This window comes from Symbiopectobacterium sp. RP (assembly GCF_050472005.1).
Taxonomy (GTDB): Bacteria; Pseudomonadota; Gammaproteobacteria; order Enterobacterales; family Enterobacteriaceae; genus Symbiopectobacterium.
The window spans coordinates 205,539-229,092 of the sequence record NZ_JBGOGS010000001.1; the positions used below are offsets into that span (position 1 = coordinate 205,539).

The following is a 23,554-nucleotide window of genomic DNA, read 5'->3' on the forward strand; positions in this document are numbered from 1 at the left end:
CTTGGGAGCTTAATGTGCGCATATGCCCGATAGAGTCACCTTCACGGTCAATGAGATGAACTAACTTCTTCCCGGTATCAAGAGACTCAACGCGGGCGATATAGCCAAGCGACATTATTTTGATAACAATTAGCTGTATTTTTTTGCCACATATCAGGGCATTGGATGTAATCATTTTTAAGTCTGTTGGCTATAGAGTTTGAGACAGGGGCGCTATTGGTAAACCATTTGCAGCATCAAGCAGTAGGCTGGTTTGTAGTTCATAACCGACGTCGCCACCATGCGTCATTTTCAAATGTTCTTCTTTCCCATTGTGGGTACGAAACTGTAAATGAGACCAGTCGTGAACGACGGGAGCGTATGGATACGGGCTAAGTGCAACCTGCCGGAGAGCCAGCGAAATAATCGGTTCATTGAGCTGACTGAAGCTAATATGTATTAGTCGCGACTAGATCTGACACTGGACCTTGAAAGGTTGAGAGTTACCGGTTTTGATATGGGTGTCTAATCCTTAAACAAAACGCGAGGTAACTCTCATGCTTCATACTAACAATCCCATTATCAAACACAAAGCCTGCCTGCTCAATCTCGCCGAAGAACTCGGTAACGTATCAAAAGCCTGCAAGAGCATGGGCGTGTCACGCGATACATTTTACCGTTATCAGGAACTGGCTGCTGAAGGCGCCATTGATGCGCTGGTTAACCAGAACCGCCGGGTTCCGAACCTGAAGAACCGCGCCGACGAAGCCACTGAACACGCGCTTGTTGATTATGCTATTGAGTTCCCGCCCCATGGGCAGCACCGGACCTGTAATGAGCTGCGTAAAAAAGGCGTGTTTATCTCCGGCAGCGGCGTGCGCTCCATCTGGCAACGACACGACCTGGAGAACTTCCGTAAACGCCTGAAGGCGCTTGAGGAAAAGGTCGCCAGAGAAGGCATTGTCCTTACCGATGCTCAAATCGCAGCCCTGGAGAAGAAGGCGCACGATGATGAGGCCTGCGGTGAAATCGAGACGGCACATCCCGGGTATCTGGGCTCGCAGGACACCTTCTACGTGGGCAATCTGAAGGGGGTGGGCCGTATCTACCAGCAGACGTTCGTGGATACGTACTCGAAAATGGCGCACTGCAAGCTGTATACGAATAAAACACCGCTCACCGCCGCCGACCTGCTCAATGATAGCGTACTCCCGTTCTACGAGGCTCAGGGACTGCCGGTGCTGAGAATACTGACCGACAGGGGTACGGAATACTGTGGTAAAGTGGAGCAGCATGATTATCAGCTTTATCTGGCTATCAACGATATCGAGCATACGAAAACGAAGGCGATGTCTCCGCAAACGAACGGCATCTGCGAGCGCTTCCATAAAACCATTTTGCAGGATTTTTATCAGGTTACGTTCGGCAAGAAGTTATATGGAGACCTGGAAAGCCTGCAGGTAGATCTGGACAACTGGTTGTGGCATTACAATACTGAGCGAACTCATCAGGGAAAAATGTGCTACGGGCGTACGCCGATGGCCACTTTACTCGATGGAAAACGGATCTGGGCAGAAAAGAATCTGAACCAGATGTAATCTGACAGACACCTGTATAAATAATCGGTAACTGTCAGATCAGGTCTGAGCTAGTACAGCTAATACGTTCATTATTAAAAAAATGCCAAACGGCCTGAGTAGTGGTGAATATTGTTTTCTGCGCGCAGGCAAGGTCTTTAACGGCTGACGCCAATGGTGCTGCGGGAGTCATGTGTTGCTTAACCAGACGCTGATAACGCCGGTTAAGGCGGGCATCAATCCCGCCGATGGATAAGTTGAGATATTGCAAAAGATGTGTAGATACCTATGGCATTAACCGGGGCCCTATCGCACATCTGTACCAAACTGATATAGAGGGAGCAACAAGCGAGACGTGCGACGTGCGACGTGCGACGTGCGACGTGCGACGTGCGACGTGCGACGTGCGACGTGCGACGTGCGACGTAATTATTTTATTCAGTAAGAATTCGCTGTCAACGTTTCCACACTGATACCAACACCAGACAGCGTCTTGATATCTCGCGATGTCAGTTCACTGTATCTTTGGATATTGATGCCGGGCTCAACCCGAACGTCATAGTGCCCTAGCCTTTCATGCAGGGTTATGATTAAATCCTCAATGAATATCGAGTATTTGTAGACTGTGGAGACTTTTAGCGGATCTTCCTCTGTCTGTCCGACTTGCTCTGCAGCAAAATTCAGCACGCCTCGTAGATGTTGGCCATATTCCCCTTCCAGATGCTCTGTCATTCGGGTACAAGCCTCGAAGGACAGACCTTCAAGCCCTATCGTCAGCACCATGCGGTTAAAATTGCGCCGGGCTTCCTGGTCACACAAGCGCTCAGGGTTATCTTGATTTATTTCATACCATCCTATATTGGTCTCTTTGACCAGCTGGTCAACATAGCGGAGGACGTCTGCTGTCTGCGGTTTTTCTGTCATTAATCCGGTGTTACTAATATCTAGCTCTGATGTGCCTTTTTTGGCATTTTCTTGACATGATACCAGTGTAACCAGCTCGTTAGAAAGCGCTTGACAAAATCTAACTATGTTCTTAAGCATCGGAACAAGCGTTCGCCTGATATCCGACAAACAATCAAAAAACACCGACTCATTTCTGACACTCCCTAACTCCCCAGAAAGAGGATTAGGCACAAGGCTACCGGGCAAAGGGCGTATGATTGGCGAGTAATTAGTTGAGTTAATATTCATGCGACATCTACTAATATAATAATTTGGATTTCATATAGTCTTGATTGTTAACTCTGTTTTCAATACATAAAAAGCCCCAATCACCAAGGGAGTTGAGGCTTCATGTCCTGCGCGTTTTTGCCGCAGCGTGTGGGTATTATGTGTTCGAACGTTCGAACAGTTAAGAACTTTATCTGATCGTTTGATCAGTATTTTCAATAAGTGGTTTATTTAATCGCGTAGGACTGGCATTACCAGACATATAGCCAACCGACTTAAAAATGATTACAACAGATGCCCTGATATGCGGCAAAAAAGGGCTTTGTTGAATAAATAGAACTTTTGGGTAATCATTGGAGCAGATCAACACAGTTGTTTCAAAATCAGGTCTCCATGGCAAAACAAAATTTTAAAATCACCAACTGGCCCTCTTATAACAAGGCCCTCAAGCAGCGCGCTTCTTTAACCGTATGGCTAGATGAATCAGCCATTGCTGCATGGACGGAAAAAAACACTACTGAACGGCGTGGACGACCGCTCCACTACTCAGATATGACCATCACCACAGTCCTGATGATGAAACGCGTGTTTGGCCTTTCATTGAGGGCTTTACAGGGCTTTGGTGACTCGATTTTTAAACTGATTAAATTGTCGCTCCATTGTCCAGACTATTCGCTGCTCAGCAAGCGAGCAAAGACAGTGAACATCAGCATAAAAACGCCAACCCCTGGTGAAATCTCACATCTGGTCATTGATGGAACCGGCCTGAAGGTCTTTGGCGAAGGCGAATGGAAAGTCCGGCAGCATGGTGCCGACAGACGCAGGGTATGGCGTAAGCTGCACCTGGCAGTAGACAGTGTGACGCATGAGATTATCTGTGCGGATTTGTCGCTCAGTGGTACGACTGATGCCCAAGCTCTACCGGCGCTGATAAACCAGACCCACCGGAAAATCAGAGAGGCATCGGCTGACGGCGCTTACGATACAGTTTACTGCTATGATGCTCTGCTGAGGAAGAAAATAAGGCCGCTTATCCCGCCACGAAGGGGGGGCGCAATATTGGCAAGATCACTACCACGAGCGTAACCACGCTGTTGCAAATCAGCGCATTAGCGGTAGTAACGATATCTGGAAAAAGAAAGTGGGCTATCACCGGCGCTCAGTGGCTGAAACGGCCATGTTCCGGTTCAAAAGGCTTCTGGGTGGTCATCTAAGTCTGAGAGACTACGATGGTCAGGTGGGTGAAGCCATGGTCATGGTCAAAGCGCTTAACCTGATCACGCTATTAGGAATGCCGAACAGTATTCGCATCACGTAACAATCGACCCGTATGGGGCGCAGTCGTTACAAGTTCTGATTTATTCAACAAAGCCAGTAACCTATTGAAAATAATGTTAATAACTCCAAACTTTGACCATCTATTGAAACGGTTATAAACGGTTTTCCATGGGCAGTAACGTTCAGGTAAATCACGCCATGGTGCGCCTGAACACAGTATCCAGAACATGCCGTTGAGGATTTTGCGATGTTCTGCCCATGGCCGATCGGCCTGCAGAGATGTCCAAATGGTTGGCAACAAGGGCTCAATGATTGCCCATGCTTCATCAGAAAGATCGTAGCGAGCCATAATCCAAAGTGTAGTAGAAACAGATGGATACTATAGCTCAAGCAATTAAGGGACACAGCTTAGCACGAACCGTAGTCTAATCAGACTTCAGGGCCATTAGATAAAAATTCACTCTCGTGAACAGGTGGTAACATCACCGATGATGGTGTAGATGGTGTAGATGGTGTAGATGGTGTAGATGGTGTAGATGGTGTAGATGGGATAAATAGAGTAGCAGCAACCAAAGAGGAAATACCTACGCAAACAAGCCCAGGATTCGCAGTGGTTACTCCAACAAGTATTGATGCAAATCCAATAGCCGTTGTAATTTTTCTAGGATTTTTTTTGATAAATGCGAGAGCTGTATTACTTATCTTTTTTATTTTGTTCGCGAATGTTAACACCTTACCATTATCTCTAAATCGCTTTAGAGTACTTTCTTTTATTCCTCTACAATCATCCTTTATCACATTGAATCCAGATTTTGCGATGGATGTGATGTTCATGTCGTGTACTCCTAATGTAAAGTCGATATGCTTTTCTATTGTTACTCCTTGTTGTTTTTAAATGCTATAAGAGAAATTAGCGAAAAACGCCCAAATCCCTCGTCCAATGCGGGGGCGGATATAAAGCGAAAAGCCCTTATGGCTTTATTGCACAATTTTTTTGAAGCTGTTTTCCCCCTCAAGGGCTTTGTTGAATAAATAGATATTATACTGCACAGCCATAAAGGCTGCGGATTCCATTAACGTAAAATCAGTATGTTACACCAAGATCTTGGTGGTGCTCCCGGTGTGACCAGCATTTTTGCCCAAAACAAGCATGCCAGAACAGCATGACTCACTATTATTCAACAAAGCCTAGGTTACTTTCATTTCTTGATGCTCATGGACTTGTTGACTGGTCAGCAACTGCGCTGGATGGCAGTAATATCCGTGCGCTCAAATGTGCGGCTGGCGCTCAAAAAAACATCTCGATATTACCAGCGATAACAGCCTGGGTTGCTCACGAGGTGGTTATGGCACCAAAATCCACATGGCGACCGACGGAAGCAGCATCCCGCTAAATATAGCCAACCGACTTAAAAATGATTACAACAGATGCCCTGATATGCGGCAAAAAAGCATAGCTGGCTGTTATCAAAATAATGTCGGTTGGCTATATCGTACTGAGTGCTGGGCAGGCTCAGGAAAGCCTGTTCACGTTACGACTCCTGGATGGCATTGGCGTGCAACGCCAGAACGTCAGCATGAAGCGTCACGGTCATGCGGTACTGGCTGACAAAGCCTACTCTGGGAATGAACTACGTAACATTTTGAAAATAAAAGGGATAAAAACGGTTACCCCCGAAAATTAAATGAAAAACAGGCTTCAGATGGACGCTCGCAACTTGATCGTGATGCTTATCGCCGTCGCAACGTTGTGGAAAGGTGTTTTGGCCGTTTAAAGGAATATCGACGGATCGCCACACGTTATGAAAAAATGGCAAGAAAGTATCTAGCAATGGTGAAACTGGGCTGCATCCGCTTGTTTTACAGCCGGTTACGCAATTAAGGGACACAGCCTAGTTGAAGAAAAACCCTGCTGAACTGTTTTTTTCGTTGGCCCGTCTGTTTCTGAAATATTTTTCACCGTCGCGCTTATATCGCGCATAACCACAAGAACGGGCACAGACAGCACAAACATTTTTCCTATAACGTTCGTGCCGCACCTCTCTCTCAGTCTTATATGCCTGATCAAGTTCATGTATATAGGAATATTTCGTCATCCGTCAACCTCCACAAACAACAGAAATCATCTCTGTAACCCCAGTCCCATGCCAGATATCAGCAGTATCCCCCTGTCATCGAAGGGTTACATGTATTGCCCCACTGGAGACACACCAGAAGTCGTTAAAGAGGCGGTTTTGCGCCAATCGGATGTCGGAGGCCACAGATCCCCCGTACAGTTAGTGACAGAACTCCGCGTTGCTCACATCAACGACCAACTTCGGTACAATCTTCCACTGCTTCAATCGGGTCAGGATCGGCGAATCCTCGCCAACCACTGTGTCAAATAGCCCACGGATATTCAGCACCTCCTCAGCGTACTGAGTCAGTATCTCTGTCGACTGATATAGCTAAAAGACTTAATTTTGATTAGATTATTTAAATGAGCTATTCAATTGATTTTAGACGTAAAGTGATATCTACACGGGAAGAAGAAGGGTTGAGTATCCGAGAAACAGCGAAGCAATTTCGGATTGGCCCTGCCTCTGTATCGCGTTGGATTAATCAAATAGCGTCAAAAGCATCGACCACGCCTCAGCGAAAGAGCGATAAATCCGAGTTGATAAAAGATGTTGAACCATATCCAGATGCTTACCAAAAAGAACGTGCAGAGCGTTTTGGCGTTTGTCAGAAGGCCATTTGGCAAGCTCTTAAAAAGCTGGGATTGACCTATAAAAAAAACTCTACGTCATCCAAAAGCCGACGAAAGCGCCCCGCAAGCATTTCAACAAAAAAACAACAGTATGAAAAAGAAGGTAAACCTATTGTTTTTACTGATGAAAGTGGTTTTCCACACGATACTCCACGGACTCACGGCTATTCCCCAAAAGGTCAACGGTGTTTTGGCCTGAAGAATTGGGGAGCCAAGGGAAGAACAAATGTTACCGGCGCTTTATTAGGCACAACGCTGTTTGCTATCGGATTATTTGATATCAATATTAACAGCGATGTTTTCTATTCTTGGGTCACACAAGTCCTTATCCCAGTACTCCCTAAAAACAGGGTAATCGTGATGGACAATGCAACTTTTCACAAAAAACATAATATTCAACAAGTCATCATCGATGCAGGGTATATGGTGGAGTATTTGCCTACATATTCGCCAGATCTTAACCTCATTGCGCATAAATGGGCACAAGCAAAAAGCAAAAAAAGAGAAAGTGGTTGCGATACAGAGATTTTGTTCTCAGTCCATATGGTGTAATCAAAATTAAGTCGTTTAGCTATAATAGTCAATAGTCTTCGTGGTTATTGTTGTGTCTGAACAGGGGTAGCGCGGCCCGTATAACGCTTTCAGGTGCATCCATCACCTCCTGGTAGAAGTTAATCAGGTCGGGATTGATATCGGCCAGCACATAGCGGCGGTGATCGGTATTGAGAAAGACCGATGCGCCACCCACAAACGGCTCAACCAGACAATCCACCGTTGGCAGCAAAGGCCTTAAGCGTGGCATCAGACGAGACTTTCCGCCTGCCCATTTCAAGATCGGTTTCATGCTTTCCTCCTGCTGTCGTGTCTGTGTTTACGCTCAATGGTTTCCTGGCAGGTCACGCAGTACTGCACGCCCTGAACCGCACGGCGGCGGGCTGGCGGGATGCGTGCATCACACCGGACACAGCGCACCCGCGAAACCGCACTGTGTCTGGATAACGCGCGGCAAATATGGCGCTGACGCGCTTCTTCCTCGTGCCACTGGATAACATCCATTGCATCGGGCATCAGCGGCTCTCCTGCGCGTCGTTCTGGATGCTCTGTGCGACATCTCGCAGCAATTCGGCAGCATCAATACTGTCCAGTCTGTTATAGCCAAACGACATTATTTTGATAACAATTAGCTGTATTTTTTTGCCACATATCAGGGCATTGGCTGTAATCATTTTTAAGTCGCTTGTCTATATCTACACATCTTTTGTAATATCTGCTATTACGTTGCTGCATGATCTCAACTTATCCATCGGCGGGATTGATGCCCGCCTTAACCGGCGTTATCAGCGTCTGGTTAAGCAACACATGACTCCCGCAGCACCATTGGCGTCAGCCGTTAAAGACCTTGCCTGCGCACAGAAAACAACATTCACCACTACTCAGGCCGTTTGGCGTTTTTTTAATAATGAACGTATTAGCTTCAGTCAGCTCAATGAACCGATTATTTCGCTGGCTCTCCGGCAGGTTGCACTTAGCCCGCATCCATACGCTCTCGTCGTTCACGACTGGTCTCATTTACAGTTTCGTACCCACAATGGGAAAGAAGAACGTTTGAAAATGACGCATGGTGGTGACGTCGGTTATGAACTACAAACCAGCCTACTGCTTGATGCTGCAAATGGTTTACCAATAGCGCCCCTGTCTCAAACTCTAACCGATAGGGCAGGTTGTCGTTCAACGCTAACCGAGGGCTTGTCTGAGAATCTGACTCATATGGATGCTTTGACGGCTGATATCGCCCGCGTTGAGTCTCTTGATACCGGGAGGAAGTTAGTTCATCTCATTGACCGTGAAGGTGACTCTATCGGGCATATGCGCACATTAAGCTCCCAAGGAATATGTTGGCTTATCCGGGGAAAGGAAGGGCATCGGGCCGAGTGGGGCGGTGACACCCGTAAAATTGGTGAAATTGCAGACGATCTGCCATTTATCGCAAACGGACAGGTTGGCTGGAAAGGGAAAAAAGCCAATATGGAGATCGGGGAAACATCCGTGATCATAACGGCTTTGTTGAATAAATAGATTTTATGCTGGCAGCCCAGCGAAACGACGGATCCTCGCAACGTAAAATCATGCAGTTAGGCCTCATGAGAAAAATGTACACCTGAGATGAGAAGCATTTTCAACCAAAACTGGCATGGAAAAACAGCATGATTACCTATTATTCAAAAAAGCCCTAATTGTTATCAAAATAATGTCGCTTGGCTATAACCGCCCGCCGTTGCACCCGCTACCGCCATGATGCCGCCATTACGCCTCTTTTGGGGGGTCTGCTGCATACGGTCATAACGCGCACACGCTTGCGTAACCGCGGCCAGCTGTCGCCGCTCTCGCTCTAATGTCTAGTTGTATTGTTCAGTGCGCCGGATGGCGCTTTGAATGGTGGCCGTGCTTCCTGTCAGCGATACACCGTGACCGCGCAACGCCTGTGCGCTGGCGCGCAGTTTGCCAATTTCCGCATCGCGCGTCGCGTTAAGGCGTTCCATTTTGGCCGCTAGGGCGGCCATGTGTTCCGCGTCCTCGACATCACGTAGTTTTACCTTCGCGGTTTTAGGTGCATCATCGCGAGTACAAAGACTGATTTCGATTTCAATATCGTTCCGGTTCAATAATCCCATCATTACACCTGCTTATTGGTCAACTTGAAAATCAATGACTCATGGTAGCAAGAAAAAAACGCAGAAGGCAGGAGAATGTGGTAAGGCCCCGAATCGATGTTAATCAACCCGATGCCACTCTTATACCAGATAACATGTGAGGTAAGGCAACCCGGCGGCGGAGCTTGCACCCGCCCGTTGGTTGTTGTTTGAGTGAAGATCCGCGAGCCCCCACTTTTGCGTCCAAAGAAAAGCCCAAAAAGCAGGGCTTAGCGTTGACTAGTGGTCAGCATGTGGATCTTTATTTTAACAATAAAAACAATAAGTTAATTTAATAAAAAAGAAAGCTTGACTTATTTCGGGTCGTGGAGCGTTTCTTCTTCGCGGCAGTCGCCCGTACTGCAATGGCCATAAAGGTACAAACTGTGGTTAGTCAGTTTGATACCGTGTCTGTCTGCGATTTCGCGCTGACGCGCTTCGATAGATTCATCACGGAATTCAATAACGCGTCCGCAATCCAAGCAAATAAGATGATCATGGTGGTGTTGCTGTGTCAGCTCAAACACTGACTTACCACCTTCAAAGTTATGACGGGTGACAATACCGGCATCATCAAACTGGTTAAGCACGCGATAAACGGTCGCCAGACCGATCTCTTCTCCCATATCTATCAGTTTTTTATACAAATCTTCCGCGCTGACGTGATGACACTCCGGATCCTGCAATACTTCCAGAATCTTCAGTCTTGGCAGAGTGACTTTCAAGCCGGCCTTCTTTAATGCAGTGTTATTGTCAGTCATGCGGGTTTAGTCCTGTTACTTTCTCATCGATGGAGGCAATTAAGCCTATGACATCGGTCGGCTCAAAAATTGTAATGGCGTCTCAGTTATAGAACCGCGCATTAAAAATGAAAACCATGGGATGTTAACAATACCGTCTCCATAAAGAAAGTGTGCATTCGCGCGCAATCTCTTGTTGTAAAATGGAGAAAATTGATAAACGTACAAAACCGATGGGTACTATTGTACAGGCTTACACCGGGAAGTTAAAAAAATGTTTCTATTAATTTAATTGATTTTATCTATTAATAAAACCCTGACATTGCTATCAGGGCTTCTGTGTAAAACAGGGGCGATTAACCTACCAGTGCTTTCAGGTTGAGCTCTTCGCTGATTTGTTTGACCCAGGCACTCACGCGTTCACTGGTCAGTTCAGGTTGACGATCTTCATCAATGGCCAGACCGATGAAGTGATTATTGTCTGCCAGCCCTTTAGACGCTTCGAAATAGTAACCTTCAGTTGACCAGTTACCGACAATCGTTGCCCCGCGCGGTTCAATAATATCGCGCAGCGTTCCCATCGCGTCACAAAAGTATTCTGCGTAATCTTCTTGATCACCACAGCCAAATAAGGCAACAGTTTTCCCATTAAAATCAATCTCTTCTAATGTAGGAAAGAAATCGTCCCAATCACACTGGGCCTCACCATAGTACCAGGTCGGTATACCAAGCAGCAGGATATCAAACGCTTCAATATCTTCTTTGCTGCTCTTGGCGATGTCATGAACCTCTGCAACATTACTGCCCAGTTGCTGTTGGATTGTCTTGGCAATGTTTTCGGTATTGCCGGTGTCACTGCCAAAGAAAATGCCTATGAGCGCCATGGATAAAATAACCTCTTTATTCTTAATGGTATGGTGCGGTTTATCACCTACATATCAAGTAATAATATCAGACGCTGGGGGTGGGAGAAACTTATATCTTTCCCCTAGCGCAAAGCGGAAATAACCGCTATTAAATAATGGTATTTATTCGGTAGTTCTTTTTCACCATTTTGCCAGTTTTTTTAATTACTTTAGCGGCGGAATTGTTAGTACATTTTTACCTATCTTTTTGAAAAATAGAGCTAATTACTGATTTTTAGTGACAGTGTTCTGTAGATCACGGAGGGAAACTACTAAATATTCTTTTAATATTGACGATGAAAGTAGCAGGTTCGTCGTGTGCTTGCAGGCGTAAAGCATCGCGCGTTTTCCCCTTTTGGGGATTGTTTCAAACCTGATGATTATTTTTAAAAATAATAACCCTACCGCACGTTATTTTATATCTGGAGCTTGCTTATGCAATTTTTGAGAAACATCGCCATCAGAACGGCAATGTTATGGGTTCTAGGGGCTTTGTTGAATAAATCAGAACTTGTAACGACTGCGCCCCATACGGGTCGATTGTTACGTGATGCGAATACTGTTCGGCATTCCTAATAGCGTGATCAGGTTAAGCGCTTTGACCATGGCCATGGCTTCACCCACCTGACCATCGTAGTCTCTCAGACTTAGATGACCACCCAGAAGCCTTTTGAACCGGAACATGGCCGTTTCAGCCACTGAGCGCCGGTGATAGCCCACTTTCTTTTTCCAGATAGCGTTACTACCGCTAATGCGCTGATTTGCAACAGCGGGGTTACGCTCGTGGTAGCGATCTTGCCAATATTGCGCCCCCCTTCGTGGCGGGATAAGTGGCCTTATTTTCTTTCTCAGCAGAGCATCATAGCAGTAAACTGTATCCTAAGCGCCGTCAGCCGATGCCTCTCTGATTTTCCGGTGGGTCTGGTTTATCAGCGCCGGTAGAGCTTGGGCATCAGTCGTACCACTGAGCGAGAAATCCGCACAGATAATCTCATGTGTCACACTGTCTACTGCCAGGTGCAGCTTACGCCATACCCTGCGTCTGTCGGCACCATGCTGCCGGACTTTCCATTCACCTTCGCCAAAGACCTTCAGGCCGGTTCCATCAATGACCAGATGTGAGATTTCACCACGGGTTGGCGTTTTTATGCTGATGTTCACTGTCTTTGCTCGCTTGCTGAGCAGCGAATAGTCTGGACAATGGAGCGACAATTTAATCAGTTTAAAAATCGAGTCACCAAAGCCCTGTAAAGCCCTCAATGAAAGGCCAAACACGCGTTTCATCATCAGGACTGTGGTGATGGTCATATCTGAGTAGTGGAGCGGTCGTCCACGCCGTTCAGTAGTGTTTTTTTCCGTCCATGCAGCAATGGCTGATTCATCTAGCCATACGGTTAGAGAACCGCGCTGCTTGAGGGCCTTGTTATAAGAGGGCCAGTTGGTGATTTTAAAATTTTGTTTTGCCATGGAGACCTGATTTTGAAACAACTGTGTTGATCTGCTCCGATGATTACCCAAAAGTTCTATTTATTCAACAAAGCCTTTTGATTACATTATTTAAATGAGCTATTCAATTGATTTTAGACGTAAAGTGATATCTACACGGGAAGAAGAAGGGTTGAGTATCCGAGAAACAGCGAAGCAATTTCGGATTGGCCCTTCCTCTGTATCGCGTTGGATTAATCAAATAGCGTCAAAAGCATCGACCACGCGTCAGCGAAAGAGCGATAAATCCGAGTTGATAAAAGATGTTGAACCATATCCAGATGCTTACCAAAAAGAACGTGCAGAGCGTTTTGGCGTTTGTCAGAAGGCCATTTGGCAAGCTCTTAAAAAGCTGGGATTGACCTATAAAAAAAACTCTACGTCATCCGAAAGCTGACGAAAGCGCCCGGCAAGCATTTCAACAAAAAAACAACAGTATGAAAAAGAAGGTAAGCCTATTGTTTTTATTGATGAAAGTGGTTTTCCACACGATACCCCACGGACTCACGGCTATTCCCCAAAAGGTCAACGGTGTTTTGGCCTGAAGAACGGGGGAGCCAAGGGAAGAACAAATGTTATCGGCGCTTTATTAGGCACAACGCTGTTTGCTATCGGATTATTTGATATCAATATTAACAGCGATGTTTTCTATTCTTGGGTCACACAAGTCCTTATCCCAGTACTCCCTAAAAACAGGGTAATCGTGATAGACAATGCAACTTTTCACAAAAAACATAATATTCAACAAGTCATCATCGATGCAGGGTATATGGTGGAGTATTTGCCTACATATTCGCCAGATCTTAACCCCATTGAGCATAAATGGGCACAAGCAAAAAGCAAAAAAAGAGAGAGTGGTTGCGATACAGAGATTTTGTTCTCAGTCCATATGGTGTGATCAAAATTAAGTCGCTTGGCTATAGTTCATTTCCTGCGTGCGTGGGGATAATCCGTGGTTGCGTAAGTCGACCTGAATGACATCCTGCTGCTTTTACAGGTCTCGCGCCAGAATACCTAGGTTATCCAGATTACCAAACAGACTGTAAATCAACAGGATAGGCAGCGCATTCATGGGTTGTTGCGCATTTTGCAAGCGATAATTCAATTTCATGGTGAAGTTCATTCAGAGAGACAGGCGCTTAGGGTATCATGACTGCTGCTGATGATGTTGCCCTGTGGAAAATGAAGACTATGTTTTTTGCAGGTTACAGGTAATGGGGCGAGGGAGCAGATGGGGGATCGTCTGACTTTCGATATTGTTTGTGTAATGCCGCTGTTCGGTGGTATTGATTCGCCTATATACTTCTTGCCGATTAATTAGAGTAAAAACAGTACTGGATAAAGATGAAAACTATTGAGGTCGACGAAGAGCTGTATCGTTATATTGCCAGCCACACGCAGCACATTGGTGAAAGCGCCTCGGATATTCTGCGTCGCATGTTGAATTTTCGGGCAGTGCAGGTGGTCGCCGCTTCTGAAACGGCCACAACGAAAGCGCAGACGCCAGCGAGTGTAGCCACAAAACCGCGTGATGGTGTAAGGGCTGTGCGTGAACTGTTGTTGTCCGATGAATACGCCGCGCAAAGTAAAGCTATCAATCGCTTTATGCTGGTGCTCTCCACCTTATATTGCCTCGAACCGAACGCTTTTTCTGCGGCAACCGAGCAGCTTCATGGCCGCACGCGCGTTTATTTTGCTGGCGACGAACACACACTGCTTCAGCATGGTGTCCATACCAAACCCAAGCATATTCAGGGCACGCCTTACTGGGTCATCACCAATACCAATACGGATCGCAAACGCAGCATGGTTGAGCAAATCATGCAATCGATGCAGTTCCCCACGGAGCTTGTCGAAAAAGTGTGCGGTACTATTTAGCAAATAGCGTCTTAACGAATAGCGTCAGGGAGAACGCCGATGGCTAATCACCCCAGAGCCGGACAACCCACCCGGCAAAGTGATTTGATTAATGTAGCGCAATTAACGTCACAGTATTATGTATTACGCCCCGATGTGGATAACGCCGCACATGCAGTGAAGTTCGGGACATCGGGTCACCGCGGCAGCGCGGCGCGCCACAGTTTTAATGAGGCGCATATTCTGGCTATCGCTCAGGCGATTGCCGAAGAACGCAAAAAGCAAGGGATCACCGGCCCCTGTTTTGTGGGTAAAGACACCCACGCGCTGTCGGAACCGGCTTTTATCTCAGTGCTGGAAGTGTTGGCAGCGAACGGCGTTGAAGTGGTGGTGCAGCAGGACAATGGCTTTACGCCGACGCCCGCTATCTCCAATGCCATTCTGGTGCATAATTGCAAAGGCAATGTTCAGGCTGACGGGATTGGGATTACTCCGTCTCACAACCCACCGGAAGATGGCGGTATTAAATATAATCCGCCCAATGGCGGGCCCGCTGATACCAATGTCACCAGCGTTATCGAAAAACGTGCCAACGCCCTGCTAGCTGATGGGTTAAAAGCAGTAAAACGCCTGACGCTGGATAAAGCCTGGCAGAGCGGTCATGTGCATGAGCAAGATCTGGTGCAAACTTATGTCGAGGGATTGCGTGAGGTCGTGGATATCCCCGCCATTCAGAAGGCAGGGCTGACACTGGGTGTCGATCCGTTGGGTGGTTCAGGCATTGCCTACTGGCAGCGCATCGCAGAGCACTACAAGTTGAATTTACACTTGGTCAACGATGCGGTCGATCAGACGTTCCGCTTTATGACCTTGGATCATGACGGCGTTATCCGCATGGACTGCTCTTCAGAGTCAGCGATGGCGGGATTACTGGCGCTGCGTGACAAATTTGATCTGGCCTTTGCCAATGATCCTGATTATGACCGCCACGGCATTGTGACGCCCGCGGGTCTGATGAACCCGAATCACTATCTGGCGGTTGCTATAGACTACCTGTTCCGTCATCGTCCGCAGTGGGGGCAATCTGTTGCTGTCGGCAAGACGCTGGTTTCCAGTGCCATGATAGACCGCGTGGTGGCCTGCCTTGGGCGTAAACTGGTGGAAGTGCCGGTCGGGTTCAAATGGTTTGTTGATGGTTTATTCGATGGCAGCTTTGGTTTTGGCGCTGAAGAGAGTGCGGGCGCATCCTTCCTGCGCTTCGATGGCACGCCATGGTCAACGGATAAAGATGGCATCATCATGTGTCTGCTGGCGGCTGAGATCACTGCGGTAACCGGTAAAAATCCGCAGCAACACTATGATGTGCTGGCGGCCCGTTTTGGTGCGCCGAGTTACAACCGTATTCAAGCCTCTGCGACTCACGCGCAAAAAGCGGCGCTGTCGCGCTTATCACCTGAACAGGTTGCTGCCAGTACGTTGGTTGGCGATCCGATCACGGCACGTTTGACGGCTGCTCCGGGTAACGGTGCCTCTATTGGCGGATTGAAAGTGATGACGGATAACGGCTGGTTTGCAGCGCGTCCATCGGGCACGGAAGAGGCCTACAAGATTTACTGCGAAAGTTTCCTGGGCGCGGAGCATCGCGCGCGCATTGAGAAAGAAGCGGTAGATATTGTCAGTGCCGTGCTGGCAAATGCTAAATAAGCGTTCCTTTAGGGGGGCGCTGACAAACAGCACTACACCCCGTCATTCCCGGCCTTCGCCGAGGATGACAAGGGGTAAAGCAACTTTGCCATCAGACTGAGGACGCCCTGTGCGTCCTTTGTCTTTTATGCTTGAAATAGCAGGAAAGGTTCTCGGCGGCGATACTGTGTAACCACTCGTGGAGATCTGCATGGTTTTTCAGCATCAACTTCTGCATCGCGTGATTACGGTATGCGCTGATAGCTTTAATGGATATTCCGGATAACTCACTGATTTTACTGTTATTTAGTCCCTATTTGTAGCCCCATAATACCTCCCGCTCGTGTGGACTGAGGCACTGCATAATATTATATCGCTGTACGTGGGATGGAATCCCAGACGGTAAAGGGCATAGGTATCTACACATCTTTTGCAATATCTGCTATTACGTTGCTGCATGATCTCAACTTATCCATCGGCGGGATTGATGCCCGCCTTAACCGGCGTTATCAGCGTCTGGTTAAGCAACACATGACTCCCCCAGCACCATTGGCGTCAGCCGTTAAAGACCTTGCCTGCGCGCAGAAAACAACATTCACCACTACTCAGGCCGTTTGGCGTTTTTTTAATAATGAACGTATTAGCTTCAGTCAGCTCAATGAACCGATTATTTCGCTGGCTCTCCGGCAGGTTGCACTTAGCCCGCATCCATACGCTCCCGTCGTTCACGACTGGTCTCATTTACAGTTTCGTACCCACAATGGGAAAGAAGAACGTTTGAAAATGACACATGGTGGCGACGTCGGTTATGAACTACAAACCAGCCTACTGCTTGATGCTGCAAATGGTTTACCAATAGCGCCCCTGTCTCAAACTCTAACCGATAGGGCGGGTTGTCGTTCAACGCTAACCGAGGGCTTGTCTGAGAGTTTGACTCATATGGATGCTTTGACGGCTGATATAGCCAAGCAACTTAATTTTGATCACACCATATGGACTGAGAACAAAATCTCTGTATCGCAACCACTCTCTCTTTTTTTGCTTTTTGCTTGTGCCCATTTATGCTCAATGGGGTTAAGATCTGGCGAATATGTAGGCAAATACTCCACCATATGCCCTGCATCGATGATGACTTGTTGAATATTATGTTTTTTGTGAAAAGTTGCATTGTCCATCACGATTACCCTGTTTTTAGGGAGTACTGGGATAAGAACTTGTGTGACCCAGGAATAGAAAACATCGCTGTTAATATTGATATCAAATAATCCGATAGCAAACAGCGTTGTGCCTAATAAAGCGCCGATAACATTTGTTCTTTCCTTGGCTCCCCCGTTCTTCAGGCCAAAACACCGTTGACCTTTTGGGGAATAGCCGTGAGTTCGTGGGGTATCGTGTGGAAAACCACTTTCATCAGTAAAAACAATAGGTTTACCTTTTTTTCATACTGTTGTTTTTTTGTTGAAATGCTTGCCGGGCGCTTTCGTCAGCTTTCGGATGACGTAGAGTTTTTTTTATAGGTCAATCCCAGCTTTTTAAGAGCTTGCCAAATGGCCTTCTGACAAACGCCAAAACGCTCTGCACGTTCTTTTTGGTAAGCATCTGGATATGGTTCAACATCTTTTATCAACTCGGATTTATCGCTCTTTCGCTGACGCGTGGTCGATGCTTTTGACGCTATTTGATTAATCCAACGCGATACAGAGGAAGGGCCAATCCGAAATTGCTTCGCTGTTTCTCGGATACTCAACCCTTCTTCTTCCCGTGTAGATATCACTTTACGTCTAAAATCAATTGAATAGCTCATTTAAATAATGTAATCAAAATTAAGTCGCTTGGCTATACCAGTACGAAATTAATGAACGTGAACGGAATCGCGCGCTGGAAGCCAAATTGCACGGGCAGGTGGTGTGTCAGGGGTTTGATGACAGCGTCTTGCTGGCGCTAGGCAGCATGGTGACGGGAAAACAGGAGATGTTCAAAGTCCTTACTCCGTTTCGCAAAGCGTTTATCCAGCGTTTGCTGGAGATGGAGATTACCTGCTTCCCTGCGCCGAAAAAGCGCGCCAATGTAGACGTGGGGAAATTGGATGCGTTGACCCCCTTCGATTATCCTCAACAGGCAGTTGACGAGACGCTTTTTCCGGCGGGCAAACAGGCCGCGTTGGCACGATTACGCCAGTTTTGCCAATCCACCGTGGCGGATTATGACCAACAGCGTGATTTTCCCGCACAGCAAGGCACTAGCCAGCTTTCGCCTTATTTGGCATTGGGCGTTATCTCCCCGCGTCAGTGCCTCAATCGCCTGCGTGCAGAACATCCCAATCTGTTAGAGCGGTCTGACGGCGGGGCATTTACTTGGTTGAGCGAACTGATATGGCGTGAGTTTTATAGCCAACCGACATTATTTTGATAACAGCCAGCTATGCTTTTTTGCCGCATATCAGAGCATCTGTTGTAATCATTTTTAAGTTGTTTGGCTATATCGCCATCAGCTAGTTGCCTAGCCACGTTTGTGTAAGCATCACCCGTTTGTGGAGTGGACGCAGCAGGTACAATGGCGACAAGACGAAAAAGCGCTGACAGCCTGGCAACAAGGTAAAACCGGTTTTCCGATTGTCGATGCCGCAATGCGCCAATTGAACGGCACCGGATGGATGCATAATCGGCTACGCATGATCTGCGCCGGTTTTCTGGTAAAAGATTTGCTTATCGACTGGCGGGCAGGGGAACGTTATTTTATTTCTCAACTAACTGTTGGACGGTGATTTGGCCGCGAACAATGGCGGGTGGCAGTGGGCGGGCCTCCACTGGCACGGACGCAGCGCCTTATTTTCGTATTTTTAACCCTACCACGCAGGGGGAGCGTTTCGATCCGCAAGGAACGTTTATCCGCCAGTGGGTGCCCGAACTGGCGGAGGTGCCAGAGTGTGATATTCACCAGCCGCATCGCTGGGCACAGCGGGAAGGATGCAGGTTGGATTATCCGACGCCGATGGTCGATCATAAGCAGGCCAGACAAATGACGTTGGAGGCTTTTGAAGCTGCGAAAGCGTTGCAGGAAAAAGGCCAGAATCAGGCATATTAAGGAGCATTATGCGCAACAGCGAATTGGAAACAGTGATCAATCAGCAACTGAATGTGGTTGCATTTCAGGATCATGCACCTAACGGGTTGCAGGTTGAAGGGCGTGAGAACGTGCAACGGATCATCACTGGGGTAACCGCCTCGCAGGCATTGCTGGATGTGGCAGTTGCTCAACAGGCCGATGCAGTACTGGTACACCATGGCTATTTTTGGAAAAACGAGTCTCCGGTTATTTCCGGCATGAAGCGGCGCCGCTTAAAAACATTGCTGGCGAACGATATCAACCTATATGGCTATCATTTGCCGTTGGACGCACACCCCGAGCTAGGTAATAACGCCTGTCTGGCGGCACTGTTAGATATCACTGTGTTGGGTGAGATTGAGCAACTGTTGCCTTATGGCGAACTGACTCAGCCGGTGAGTGGTGAGGCGTTACGTGAGCGCCTGGAGACGCGATTGGGGCGTTCCGTGCTGCATTGTAGGGATAATGCACCGTTACAGATAACACGGTTGGCCTGGTGCTCCGGTGGCGGCCAAGGCTTTATTGAGCGAGCTGCACGCTTTGGCGTGGAGGCGTTCATCACCGGGGAAGTATCGGAACAGACGATTCATATCGCTCGCGAGATGGGGCTGCATTTCTATGCGGCAGGCCATCACGCGACAGAGCGTGGCGGTATTAAGGCGCTGGGGAAGTGGCTGGCGCAGCAGCACGGGCTTGATGTGACCTTTGTTGATATCCCCAATCCCGCCTAGTGTTAATCAACCCACTGTTTTTTTTAAAATAATATAAAAATTTTAATGGGATAAAGTGGCATCTTTATTGCTTGTCTATTAAGAAACCTTATTGCCAGAGGGGGTCGAGCGAGGTGCGTATCAAGGCGGTATGGCATAGCAATGCCCTACCGCGATGGCATAGGTATCTACACATCTTTTACAATATCTGCTATTACGTTACTGCATGATCTCAACTTATCCATCGGCGGGATTGATGCCCGCCTTAACCGGCGTTATCGGCGTCTGCTTAAGCAACACATGACTCCCGCAGCACCATTGGCGTCAGCCGTTAAAGACCTTGCCTGCGCGCAGAAAACAACATTCGCCACTACTCAGGCCGTTTGGCGTTTTTTTAATAATGAACGTATTAGCTTCAGTCAGCTCAATGAACCGATTATTTCGCTGGCTCTCCGGCAGGTTGCACTTAGCCCGCATCCATACGCTCCCGTCGTTCACGACTGGTCTCATTTACAGTTTCGTACCCACAATGGGAAAGAAGAACGTTTGAAAATGACGCATGGTGGCGACGTCGGTTATGAACTATAGCCAAGCGATATTATTTTGATAACAATTAGCTGTATTTTTTTGCCACATATCAGGGCATTGGCTGTAATCATTTTTAAGTCGGTTGACTATATAGCTAAACGACTTAATTTTGATTACATCATTTAAATGAGCTATTCAATTGATTTTAAAGGTAAAGTAATATCTACACGGGAAGAAGAAGGGTTGAGTATCCGAGAAACAGCGAAGCAATTTCGGATTGGCCCTGCCTCTGTATCGCGTTGGATTAATCAAATAGCGTCAAAAGCATCGACCACGCGTCAGCGAAAGAGCGATAAATCCGAGTGGATAAAAGATGTTGAACCATATCCAGATGCTTACCAAAAAGAACGTGCAGAGCGTTTTGGCGTTTGTCAGAAGGCCATTTGGCAAGCTCTTAAAAAGCTGGGATTGACCTATAAAAAAAACTCTACGTCATCCGAAAGCCGACGGAAGCGCCCGGCAAGCATTTCAACAAAAAATACAACAGTATGAAAAAGAAGGCAAACCTATTGTTTTTATTGATGAAAGTGGTTTTCCACACGATACCCCACGGGCTCACGGCTATTTCCCAAAAGGTCAACGGTGTTTTGGCCTGAAGAACGGGGGAGCCAAGGGAAGAACAAATGTTATCGGCGCTTTATTAGGCACAACGCTGTTTGCTATCGGATTATTTGATATCAATATTAACAGCTATGTTTTCTATTCCTGGGTCACACAAGTTCTTATCCCAGTACTCCCTAAAAACAGTGTAATCGTGATGGACAATGCAACTTTTCACAAAAAACATAATATTCAACAAGTCATCATCGATGCAGGGTATATGCTGGAGTATTTGCCTACATATTCGCCAGATCTTAACCCCATTGAGATAAATGGGCACAAGCAAAAAAAGAGAGAGTGGTTGCGATACAGAGATTTTGTTCTCAGTCTATATGGTGTAATCAAAATTAAGTCGCTTGGCTATACCTATGCCTATCACACGCGGGGAACGGTGGATGACAATCACCATCACGACGCATTGTTCCGTTTCAATGTTTTTGACCGTGAAGGAAAACCGTGTGAGCGCTGCGGACATCCCATCGTGCGCACCATGCTCTCGTCACGCCCGTTTTTCTGGTGCCCACATTGCCAGCATTGAGACGTAAAAAAGCCGGGAAAATCCCGGCATTCGGAGTATTTGCTTCGCTGATGACGCTTAGCGATTGTTGAGTGAAGAGGTGAAGTCGCGTTTGCCGTAGCCGGTATACAGCTGGCGCGGACGTGCAATCTTCAAGCCGTCGTCGTGCATTTCGTTCCAGTGAGCAATCCAGCCGACGGTACGTGCCATCGCGAAGATCACGGTGAACATAGAAGACGGAATGCCCATCGCTTTCAGGATGATACCGGAGTAGAAATCCACGTTGGGGTAGAGTTTCTTCTCGATAAAGTGGGGATCGTTGAGCGCAATGTGCTCCAGCTCCATGGCCACTTTCAGCAGGTCATCTTTCATGCCCAGCTCTTTAAGCACTTCATGGCAGGTTTCACGCATTACGGTGGCACGCGGGTCATAGTTTTTATATACCCGGTGGCCGAAGCCCATCAGACGGAAAGAGTCGTTCTTGTCCTTGGCGCGTCTGACGAACTCAGGAATATGCTCAACTGAGTTGATTTCCTCCAGCATACGCAGACAGGCCTCGTTGGCACCGCCGTGCGCAGGCCCCCACAGAGACGCGATGCCCGCAGCGATACAGGCAAACGGGTTTGCGCCGGAAGAACCTGCGGTACGCACCGTCGAGGTGGACGCGTTCTGTTCATGATCGGCATGCAGGATCAGGATGCGGTCCATTGCGCGTTCCAGTACCGGATTCACCACATACTCTTCGCACGGCGTAGCAAACATCATATGCAGAAAGTTGCCGGCGTAGGACAAGTCGTTGCGCGGGTAAACGAACGGCTGACCGAGGGAGTATTTGTAACACATGGCGGCCACGGTCGGCATTTTGGACAGCAGGCGATACGCGGCGATTTCGCGGTGACGCTCAATGCTGATATCCAGTGAATCGTGGTAGAACGCCGCCAATGCACCGGTTACGCCGCACAACACCGCCATCGGGTGAGAGTCGCGACGGAAACCGTGGAACAGACGCGTAATCTGTTCGTGGATCATGGTGTGACGGGTTACTGTGGTTTTGAAGGTGCCATATTGCTCGGGGGTTGGTGCTTCGCCGAACAGTAGAATGTAGCAGACTTCCAGATAAGTAGATTTCTCTGCTAATTGGTCGATAGGGAAGCCGCGATGCAGCAGCACGCCTTTATCACCGTCAATGTAGGTGATTTTGGATTCGCAAGACGCCGTGGAAGTAAATCCCGGATCGAACGTAAAAAAGCCTTTGGAACCGAGGCTACGGATATCGATTTCGTCTTGCCCAAGCGTGCCGGACAACACATCAAGCTCGATGGGCTCTTTACCATTTAGGGTAAGTGTCGCTTTCTTATCAGCCATTTACAGTCTCCTTAGCGCTTTAATTTTAAAAATTTATCACCGAAGAAATACCGTTATGCCTGTACACCGAACGCAGAAACTCGGCCAATCACCGAAGTCTTGTTATTGGCACCTATCAGGGTACAGCATCGGGCAGTGGCCGGCTCACCACCCCATCAAAGGAAAACCGTGTTTTTCTGGTTAGTAACGATTCTCTAAATTCTAGTCTACTCTAGTCATTAACATGACTTTCTACGTGGAATTCGACTTTCCACTGTTACACAAGTTATGTCGCTTGGGAAAGTCTATCTTGAATTCTTTAACGGGCGACTTTCATATTACAGCCCTATTTGTAATTTAATTGTCTAATATATGTCAAATGAGTTGGTTAATTTTGTATAAAATGTGAAATAAGTGATCTCACTCACTGTTTAGCTGAAATGTCACTAAACAATTTGTGGGCTAATTGTAATAAGATTGTGAAGTACTTATACTCGCGTCAGGTCTCCGGAACCCCCTGAAGTAGGAGCACCCAGCGTGAATAAGTCATGTGCCGTTTAACATGGGATGTTGA

The 23,554-nt window shown here is 47.4% G+C and carries 23 protein-coding genes and 9 pseudogenes; 16 read left to right on the plus strand and 16 right to left on the minus strand.

The annotated features are described in order from the left end of the window. The first annotated feature begins 536 nt into the window (after positions 1-536). A complete protein-coding gene (locus tag ACD630_RS01395) occupies positions 537-1,577 on the plus strand; it encodes an IS481 family transposase (protein WP_430357882.1) in 1,041 nt (346 codons plus the stop codon). A gap of 34 nt (positions 1,578-1,611) precedes the next feature. On the opposite strand, the gene ACD630_RS01400 is transcribed toward ACD630_RS01395, so the two are convergent. Both ACD630_RS01400 and ACD630_RS01405 read right to left on the minus strand, forming a co-directional pair. Then, positions 1,612-1,827, minus strand: a complete 216-nt coding sequence (locus tag ACD630_RS01400; protein ID WP_430357883.1) for a hypothetical protein — start codon at positions 1,825-1,827, stop codon at positions 1,612-1,614. Positions 1,828-1,994: 167 nt separating this feature from the next. Further along, complete coding sequence (locus tag ACD630_RS01405; RefSeq protein WP_430357884.1) at positions 1,995-2,750, minus strand: hypothetical protein; 756 nt, start codon at positions 2,748-2,750, stop codon at positions 1,995-1,997. A 372-nt stretch (positions 2,751-3,122) separates the two neighbouring features. Here ACD630_RS01405 and ACD630_RS01410 point away from each other — a divergent pair. Continuing rightward, positions 3,123-4,047: pseudogene (locus ACD630_RS01410) on the plus strand (IS5 family transposase). Between the two features lie 27 nt (positions 4,048-4,074). Here the strand turns inward: ACD630_RS01410 and ACD630_RS01415 are convergent. Both ACD630_RS01415 and ACD630_RS01420 read right to left on the minus strand, forming a co-directional pair. Continuing rightward, positions 4,075-4,356 (minus strand): annotated as a pseudogene (locus ACD630_RS01415) (transposase); the annotation flags it as partial. 80 nt (positions 4,357-4,436) lie between these two features. Beyond that, positions 4,437-4,841 carry a hypothetical protein gene (locus ACD630_RS01420; protein WP_430357885.1) on the minus strand — a complete coding sequence of 135 codons (405 nt, stop codon included), beginning with the start codon at positions 4,839-4,841 and terminating at the stop codon, positions 4,437-4,439. 356 nt (positions 4,842-5,197) lie between these two features. On the opposite strand from ACD630_RS01420, the pseudogene ACD630_RS01425 reads away from it, so the two are divergent. Both ACD630_RS01425 and ACD630_RS01430 read left to right on the plus strand, forming a co-directional pair. Next, a pseudogene (locus ACD630_RS01425) lies at positions 5,198-5,889 on the plus strand (IS5 family transposase); the annotation flags it as partial. Between the two features lie 597 nt (positions 5,890-6,486). Then, a complete protein-coding gene (locus ACD630_RS01430; RefSeq protein WP_430357886.1) occupies positions 6,487-7,308 on the plus strand; it encodes an IS630 family transposase in 822 nt (273 codons plus the stop codon). 28 nt (positions 7,309-7,336) lie between these two features. Here the strand turns inward: ACD630_RS01430 and ACD630_RS01435 are convergent, their stop codons facing one another. Genes ACD630_RS01435 through ACD630_RS01445 form a run of 3 tightly spaced genes read right to left on the minus strand, consistent with a single transcriptional unit; the run spans position 7,337 to position 7,982 of the window. Further along, complete coding sequence (locus tag ACD630_RS01435; RefSeq protein ID WP_430357887.1) at positions 7,337-7,600, minus strand: DNA adenine methylase; 264 nt, start codon at positions 7,598-7,600, stop codon at positions 7,337-7,339. Next, on the minus strand, positions 7,597-7,824 hold the full coding sequence (locus ACD630_RS01440; protein ID WP_430357888.1) for a TraR/DksA C4-type zinc finger protein: 228 nt from the start codon (positions 7,822-7,824) through the stop codon (positions 7,597-7,599). Before ACD630_RS01440 ends, ACD630_RS01435 begins: the two co-directional genes overlap by 4 nt. Further along, the gene (locus ACD630_RS01445) at positions 7,824-7,982 is read right to left on the minus strand and encodes a hypothetical protein (RefSeq protein WP_430357889.1); all 159 of its coding nucleotides are present in this window, start codon (positions 7,980-7,982) and stop codon (positions 7,824-7,826) included. Before ACD630_RS01445 ends, ACD630_RS01440 begins: the two co-directional genes overlap by 1 nt. Before the next feature lie 52 nt (positions 7,983-8,034). Here ACD630_RS01445 and ACD630_RS01450 point away from each other — a divergent pair, with 52 nt between their 5' ends. Then, positions 8,035-8,832 (plus strand): hypothetical protein, encoded by a 798-nt coding sequence (locus ACD630_RS01450; protein WP_430357890.1) that lies wholly within the window; start codon positions 8,035-8,037, stop codon positions 8,830-8,832. A gap of 320 nt (positions 8,833-9,152) precedes the next feature. Here ACD630_RS01450 and ACD630_RS01455 read toward each other — a convergent pair whose 3' ends face one another. The 4 genes and pseudogenes from ACD630_RS01455 to ACD630_RS01470 form a co-directional block, all read right to left on the minus strand. Then, the gene (locus ACD630_RS01455) at positions 9,153-9,431 is read right to left on the minus strand and encodes a hypothetical protein (protein WP_430357891.1); all 279 of its coding nucleotides are present in this window, start codon (positions 9,429-9,431) and stop codon (positions 9,153-9,155) included. Between the two features lie 329 nt (positions 9,432-9,760). Further along, entirely contained in the window at positions 9,761-10,207 is a 447-nt protein-coding gene (gene fur / locus ACD630_RS01460; protein WP_264645041.1) for a ferric iron uptake transcriptional regulator, read from the minus strand. Between the two features lie 335 nt (positions 10,208-10,542). Next, positions 10,543-11,070: a flavodoxin FldA gene (gene fldA, locus ACD630_RS01465; protein ID WP_430357892.1), complete on the minus strand. Its 528-nt coding sequence runs from the start codon at positions 11,068-11,070 to the stop codon at positions 10,543-10,545. 564 nt (positions 11,071-11,634) lie between these two features. Next, positions 11,635-12,558: pseudogene (locus tag ACD630_RS01470) on the minus strand (IS5 family transposase). Positions 12,559-12,652: 94 nt separating this feature from the next. On the opposite strand from ACD630_RS01470, the gene ACD630_RS01475 reads away from it, so the two are divergent. The 3 genes from ACD630_RS01475 to ACD630_RS01485 all read left to right on the plus strand — a co-directional run bounded on the left by ACD630_RS01475 (position 12,653) and on the right by ACD630_RS01485 (position 13,554). Beyond that, positions 12,653-12,973 (plus strand): IS630 transposase-related protein, encoded by a 321-nt coding sequence (locus ACD630_RS01475; protein WP_430357834.1) that lies wholly within the window; start codon positions 12,653-12,655, stop codon positions 12,971-12,973. Between the two features lie 69 nt (positions 12,974-13,042). Beyond that, positions 13,043-13,474 (plus strand): transposase, encoded by a 432-nt coding sequence (locus ACD630_RS01480; protein ID WP_430359839.1) that lies wholly within the window; start codon positions 13,043-13,045, stop codon positions 13,472-13,474. Further along, positions 13,399-13,554 (plus strand): hypothetical protein, encoded by a 156-nt coding sequence (locus ACD630_RS01485; protein ID WP_430360127.1) that lies wholly within the window; start codon positions 13,399-13,401, stop codon positions 13,552-13,554. The genes ACD630_RS01480 and ACD630_RS01485 overlap by 76 nt, the downstream gene beginning before the upstream one ends. Here ACD630_RS01485 and ACD630_RS01490 read toward each other — a convergent pair. Further along, a pseudogene (locus ACD630_RS01490) lies at positions 13,496-13,699 on the minus strand (esterase); the annotation flags it as partial. The gene ACD630_RS01485 and the pseudogene ACD630_RS01490 overlap by 59 nt on opposite strands. Before the next feature lie 221 nt (positions 13,700-13,920). On the opposite strand from ACD630_RS01490, the gene seqA reads away from it, so the two are divergent. Together seqA and pgm are read left to right on the plus strand one after the other, a co-directional pair. Continuing rightward, positions 13,921-14,454: a replication initiation negative regulator SeqA gene (gene seqA, locus ACD630_RS01495; protein ID WP_430357893.1), complete on the plus strand. Its 534-nt coding sequence runs from the start codon at positions 13,921-13,923 to the stop codon at positions 14,452-14,454. 39 nt (positions 14,455-14,493) lie between these two features. After that, a complete protein-coding gene (pgm, locus tag ACD630_RS01500; RefSeq protein WP_430357894.1) occupies positions 14,494-16,137 on the plus strand; it encodes a phosphoglucomutase (alpha-D-glucose-1,6-bisphosphate-dependent) in 1,644 nt (547 codons plus the stop codon). Between the two features lie 91 nt (positions 16,138-16,228). On the opposite strand, the pseudogene ACD630_RS01505 reads toward pgm, so the two are convergent. From ACD630_RS01505 to ACD630_RS01515, 3 genes and pseudogenes are all read right to left on the minus strand, one after another. After that, positions 16,229-16,417 (minus strand): annotated as a pseudogene (locus tag ACD630_RS01505) (hypothetical protein); the annotation flags it as partial. A 682-nt stretch (positions 16,418-17,099) separates the two neighbouring features. Continuing rightward, positions 17,100-17,540, minus strand: a complete 441-nt coding sequence (locus tag ACD630_RS01510) for a transposase (protein ID WP_430359840.1) — start codon at positions 17,538-17,540, stop codon at positions 17,100-17,102. 59 nt (positions 17,541-17,599) lie between these two features. Beyond that, positions 17,600-17,920 carry an IS630 transposase-related protein gene (locus ACD630_RS01515; RefSeq protein ID WP_430357834.1) on the minus strand — a complete coding sequence of 107 codons (321 nt, stop codon included), beginning with the start codon at positions 17,918-17,920 and terminating at the stop codon, positions 17,600-17,602. A 35-nt stretch (positions 17,921-17,955) separates the two neighbouring features. On the opposite strand from ACD630_RS01515, the pseudogene ACD630_RS01520 reads away from it, so the two are divergent. The 6 genes and pseudogenes from ACD630_RS01520 to ACD630_RS01545 form a co-directional block, all read left to right on the plus strand. Then, positions 17,956-19,200: pseudogene (locus ACD630_RS01520) on the plus strand (FAD-binding domain-containing protein); the annotation flags it as partial. Between the two features lie 8 nt (positions 19,201-19,208). Then, the gene (locus ACD630_RS01525) at positions 19,209-19,952 is read left to right on the plus strand and encodes a type 2 GTP cyclohydrolase I (protein WP_430357895.1); all 744 of its coding nucleotides are present in this window, start codon (positions 19,209-19,211) and stop codon (positions 19,950-19,952) included. Positions 19,953-20,093: 141 nt separating this feature from the next. Beyond that, positions 20,094-20,519 (plus strand): hypothetical protein, encoded by a 426-nt coding sequence (locus tag ACD630_RS01530; RefSeq protein ID WP_430357896.1) that lies wholly within the window; start codon positions 20,094-20,096, stop codon positions 20,517-20,519. Positions 20,520-20,645: 126 nt separating this feature from the next. Next, on the plus strand, positions 20,646-21,011 hold the full coding sequence (locus tag ACD630_RS01535) for an IS630 transposase-related protein (RefSeq protein ID WP_430357897.1): 366 nt from the start codon (positions 20,646-20,648) through the stop codon (positions 21,009-21,011). Beyond that, positions 20,935-21,351 (plus strand): annotated as a pseudogene (locus tag ACD630_RS01540) (transposase); the annotation flags it as partial. The gene ACD630_RS01535 and the pseudogene ACD630_RS01540, both read left to right, overlap by 77 nt. 138 nt (positions 21,352-21,489) lie before the next feature. Beyond that, positions 21,490-21,657 (plus strand): annotated as a pseudogene (locus tag ACD630_RS01545) (zinc finger domain-containing protein); the annotation flags it as partial. Between the two features lie 57 nt (positions 21,658-21,714). Here the strand turns inward: ACD630_RS01545 and ACD630_RS01550 are convergent. Further along, a complete protein-coding gene (locus tag ACD630_RS01550) occupies positions 21,715-23,001 on the minus strand; it encodes a citrate synthase (protein ID WP_430357898.1) in 1,287 nt (428 codons plus the stop codon). Between the last annotated feature and the right edge of the window lie 553 nt (positions 23,002-23,554).

Coding starts and splice junctions, on each gene's coding strand:
- ACD630_RS01395 (WP_430357882.1), top strand. CDS start 537: ATGCTTCATACTAACAATCCCATTATCAAACACAAAGCCTGCCTGCTC.
- ACD630_RS01405 (WP_430357884.1), bottom strand. CDS start 2,750: ATGAATATTAACTCAACTAATTACTCGCCAATCATACGCCCTTTGCCC.
- ACD630_RS01420 (WP_430357885.1), bottom strand. CDS start 4,841: ATGAACATCACATCCATCGCAAAATCTGGATTCAATGTGATAAAGGAT.
- ACD630_RS01430 (WP_430357886.1), top strand. CDS start 6,487: ATGAGCTATTCAATTGATTTTAGACGTAAAGTGATATCTACACGGGAA.
- ACD630_RS01435 (WP_430357887.1), bottom strand. CDS start 7,600: ATGAAACCGATCTTGAAATGGGCAGGCGGAAAGTCTCGTCTGATGCCA.
- ACD630_RS01440 (WP_430357888.1), bottom strand. CDS start 7,824: ATGCCCGATGCAATGGATGTTATCCAGTGGCACGAGGAAGAAGCGCGT.
- ACD630_RS01445 (WP_430357889.1), bottom strand. CDS start 7,982: ATGATTACAGCCAATGCCCTGATATGTGGCAAAAAAATACAGCTAATT.
- ACD630_RS01455 (WP_430357891.1), bottom strand. CDS start 9,431: ATGATGGGATTATTGAACCGGAACGATATTGAAATCGAAATCAGTCTT.
- fur (WP_264645041.1), bottom strand. CDS start 10,207: ATGACTGACAATAACACTGCATTAAAGAAGGCCGGCTTGAAAGTCACT.
- fldA (WP_430357892.1), bottom strand. CDS start 11,070: ATGGCGCTCATAGGCATTTTCTTTGGCAGTGACACCGGCAATACCGAA.
- ACD630_RS01475 (WP_430357834.1), top strand. CDS start 12,653: ATGAGCTATTCAATTGATTTTAGACGTAAAGTGATATCTACACGGGAA.
- ACD630_RS01485 (WP_430360127.1), top strand. CDS start 13,399: ATGGGCACAAGCAAAAAGCAAAAAAAGAGAGAGTGGTTGCGATACAGA.
- seqA (WP_430357893.1), top strand. CDS start 13,921: ATGAAAACTATTGAGGTCGACGAAGAGCTGTATCGTTATATTGCCAGC.
- pgm (WP_430357894.1), top strand. CDS start 14,494: ATGGCTAATCACCCCAGAGCCGGACAACCCACCCGGCAAAGTGATTTG.
- ACD630_RS01515 (WP_430357834.1), bottom strand. CDS start 17,920: ATGAGCTATTCAATTGATTTTAGACGTAAAGTGATATCTACACGGGAA.
- ACD630_RS01525 (WP_430357895.1), top strand. CDS start 19,209: ATGCGCAACAGCGAATTGGAAACAGTGATCAATCAGCAACTGAATGTG.
- ACD630_RS01530 (WP_430357896.1), top strand. CDS start 20,094: ATGCCCTACCGCGATGGCATAGGTATCTACACATCTTTTACAATATCT.
- ACD630_RS01535 (WP_430357897.1), top strand. CDS start 20,646: ATGAGCTATTCAATTGATTTTAAAGGTAAAGTAATATCTACACGGGAA.
- ACD630_RS01550 (WP_430357898.1), bottom strand. CDS start 23,001: ATGGCTGATAAGAAAGCGACACTTACCCTAAATGGTAAAGAGCCCATC.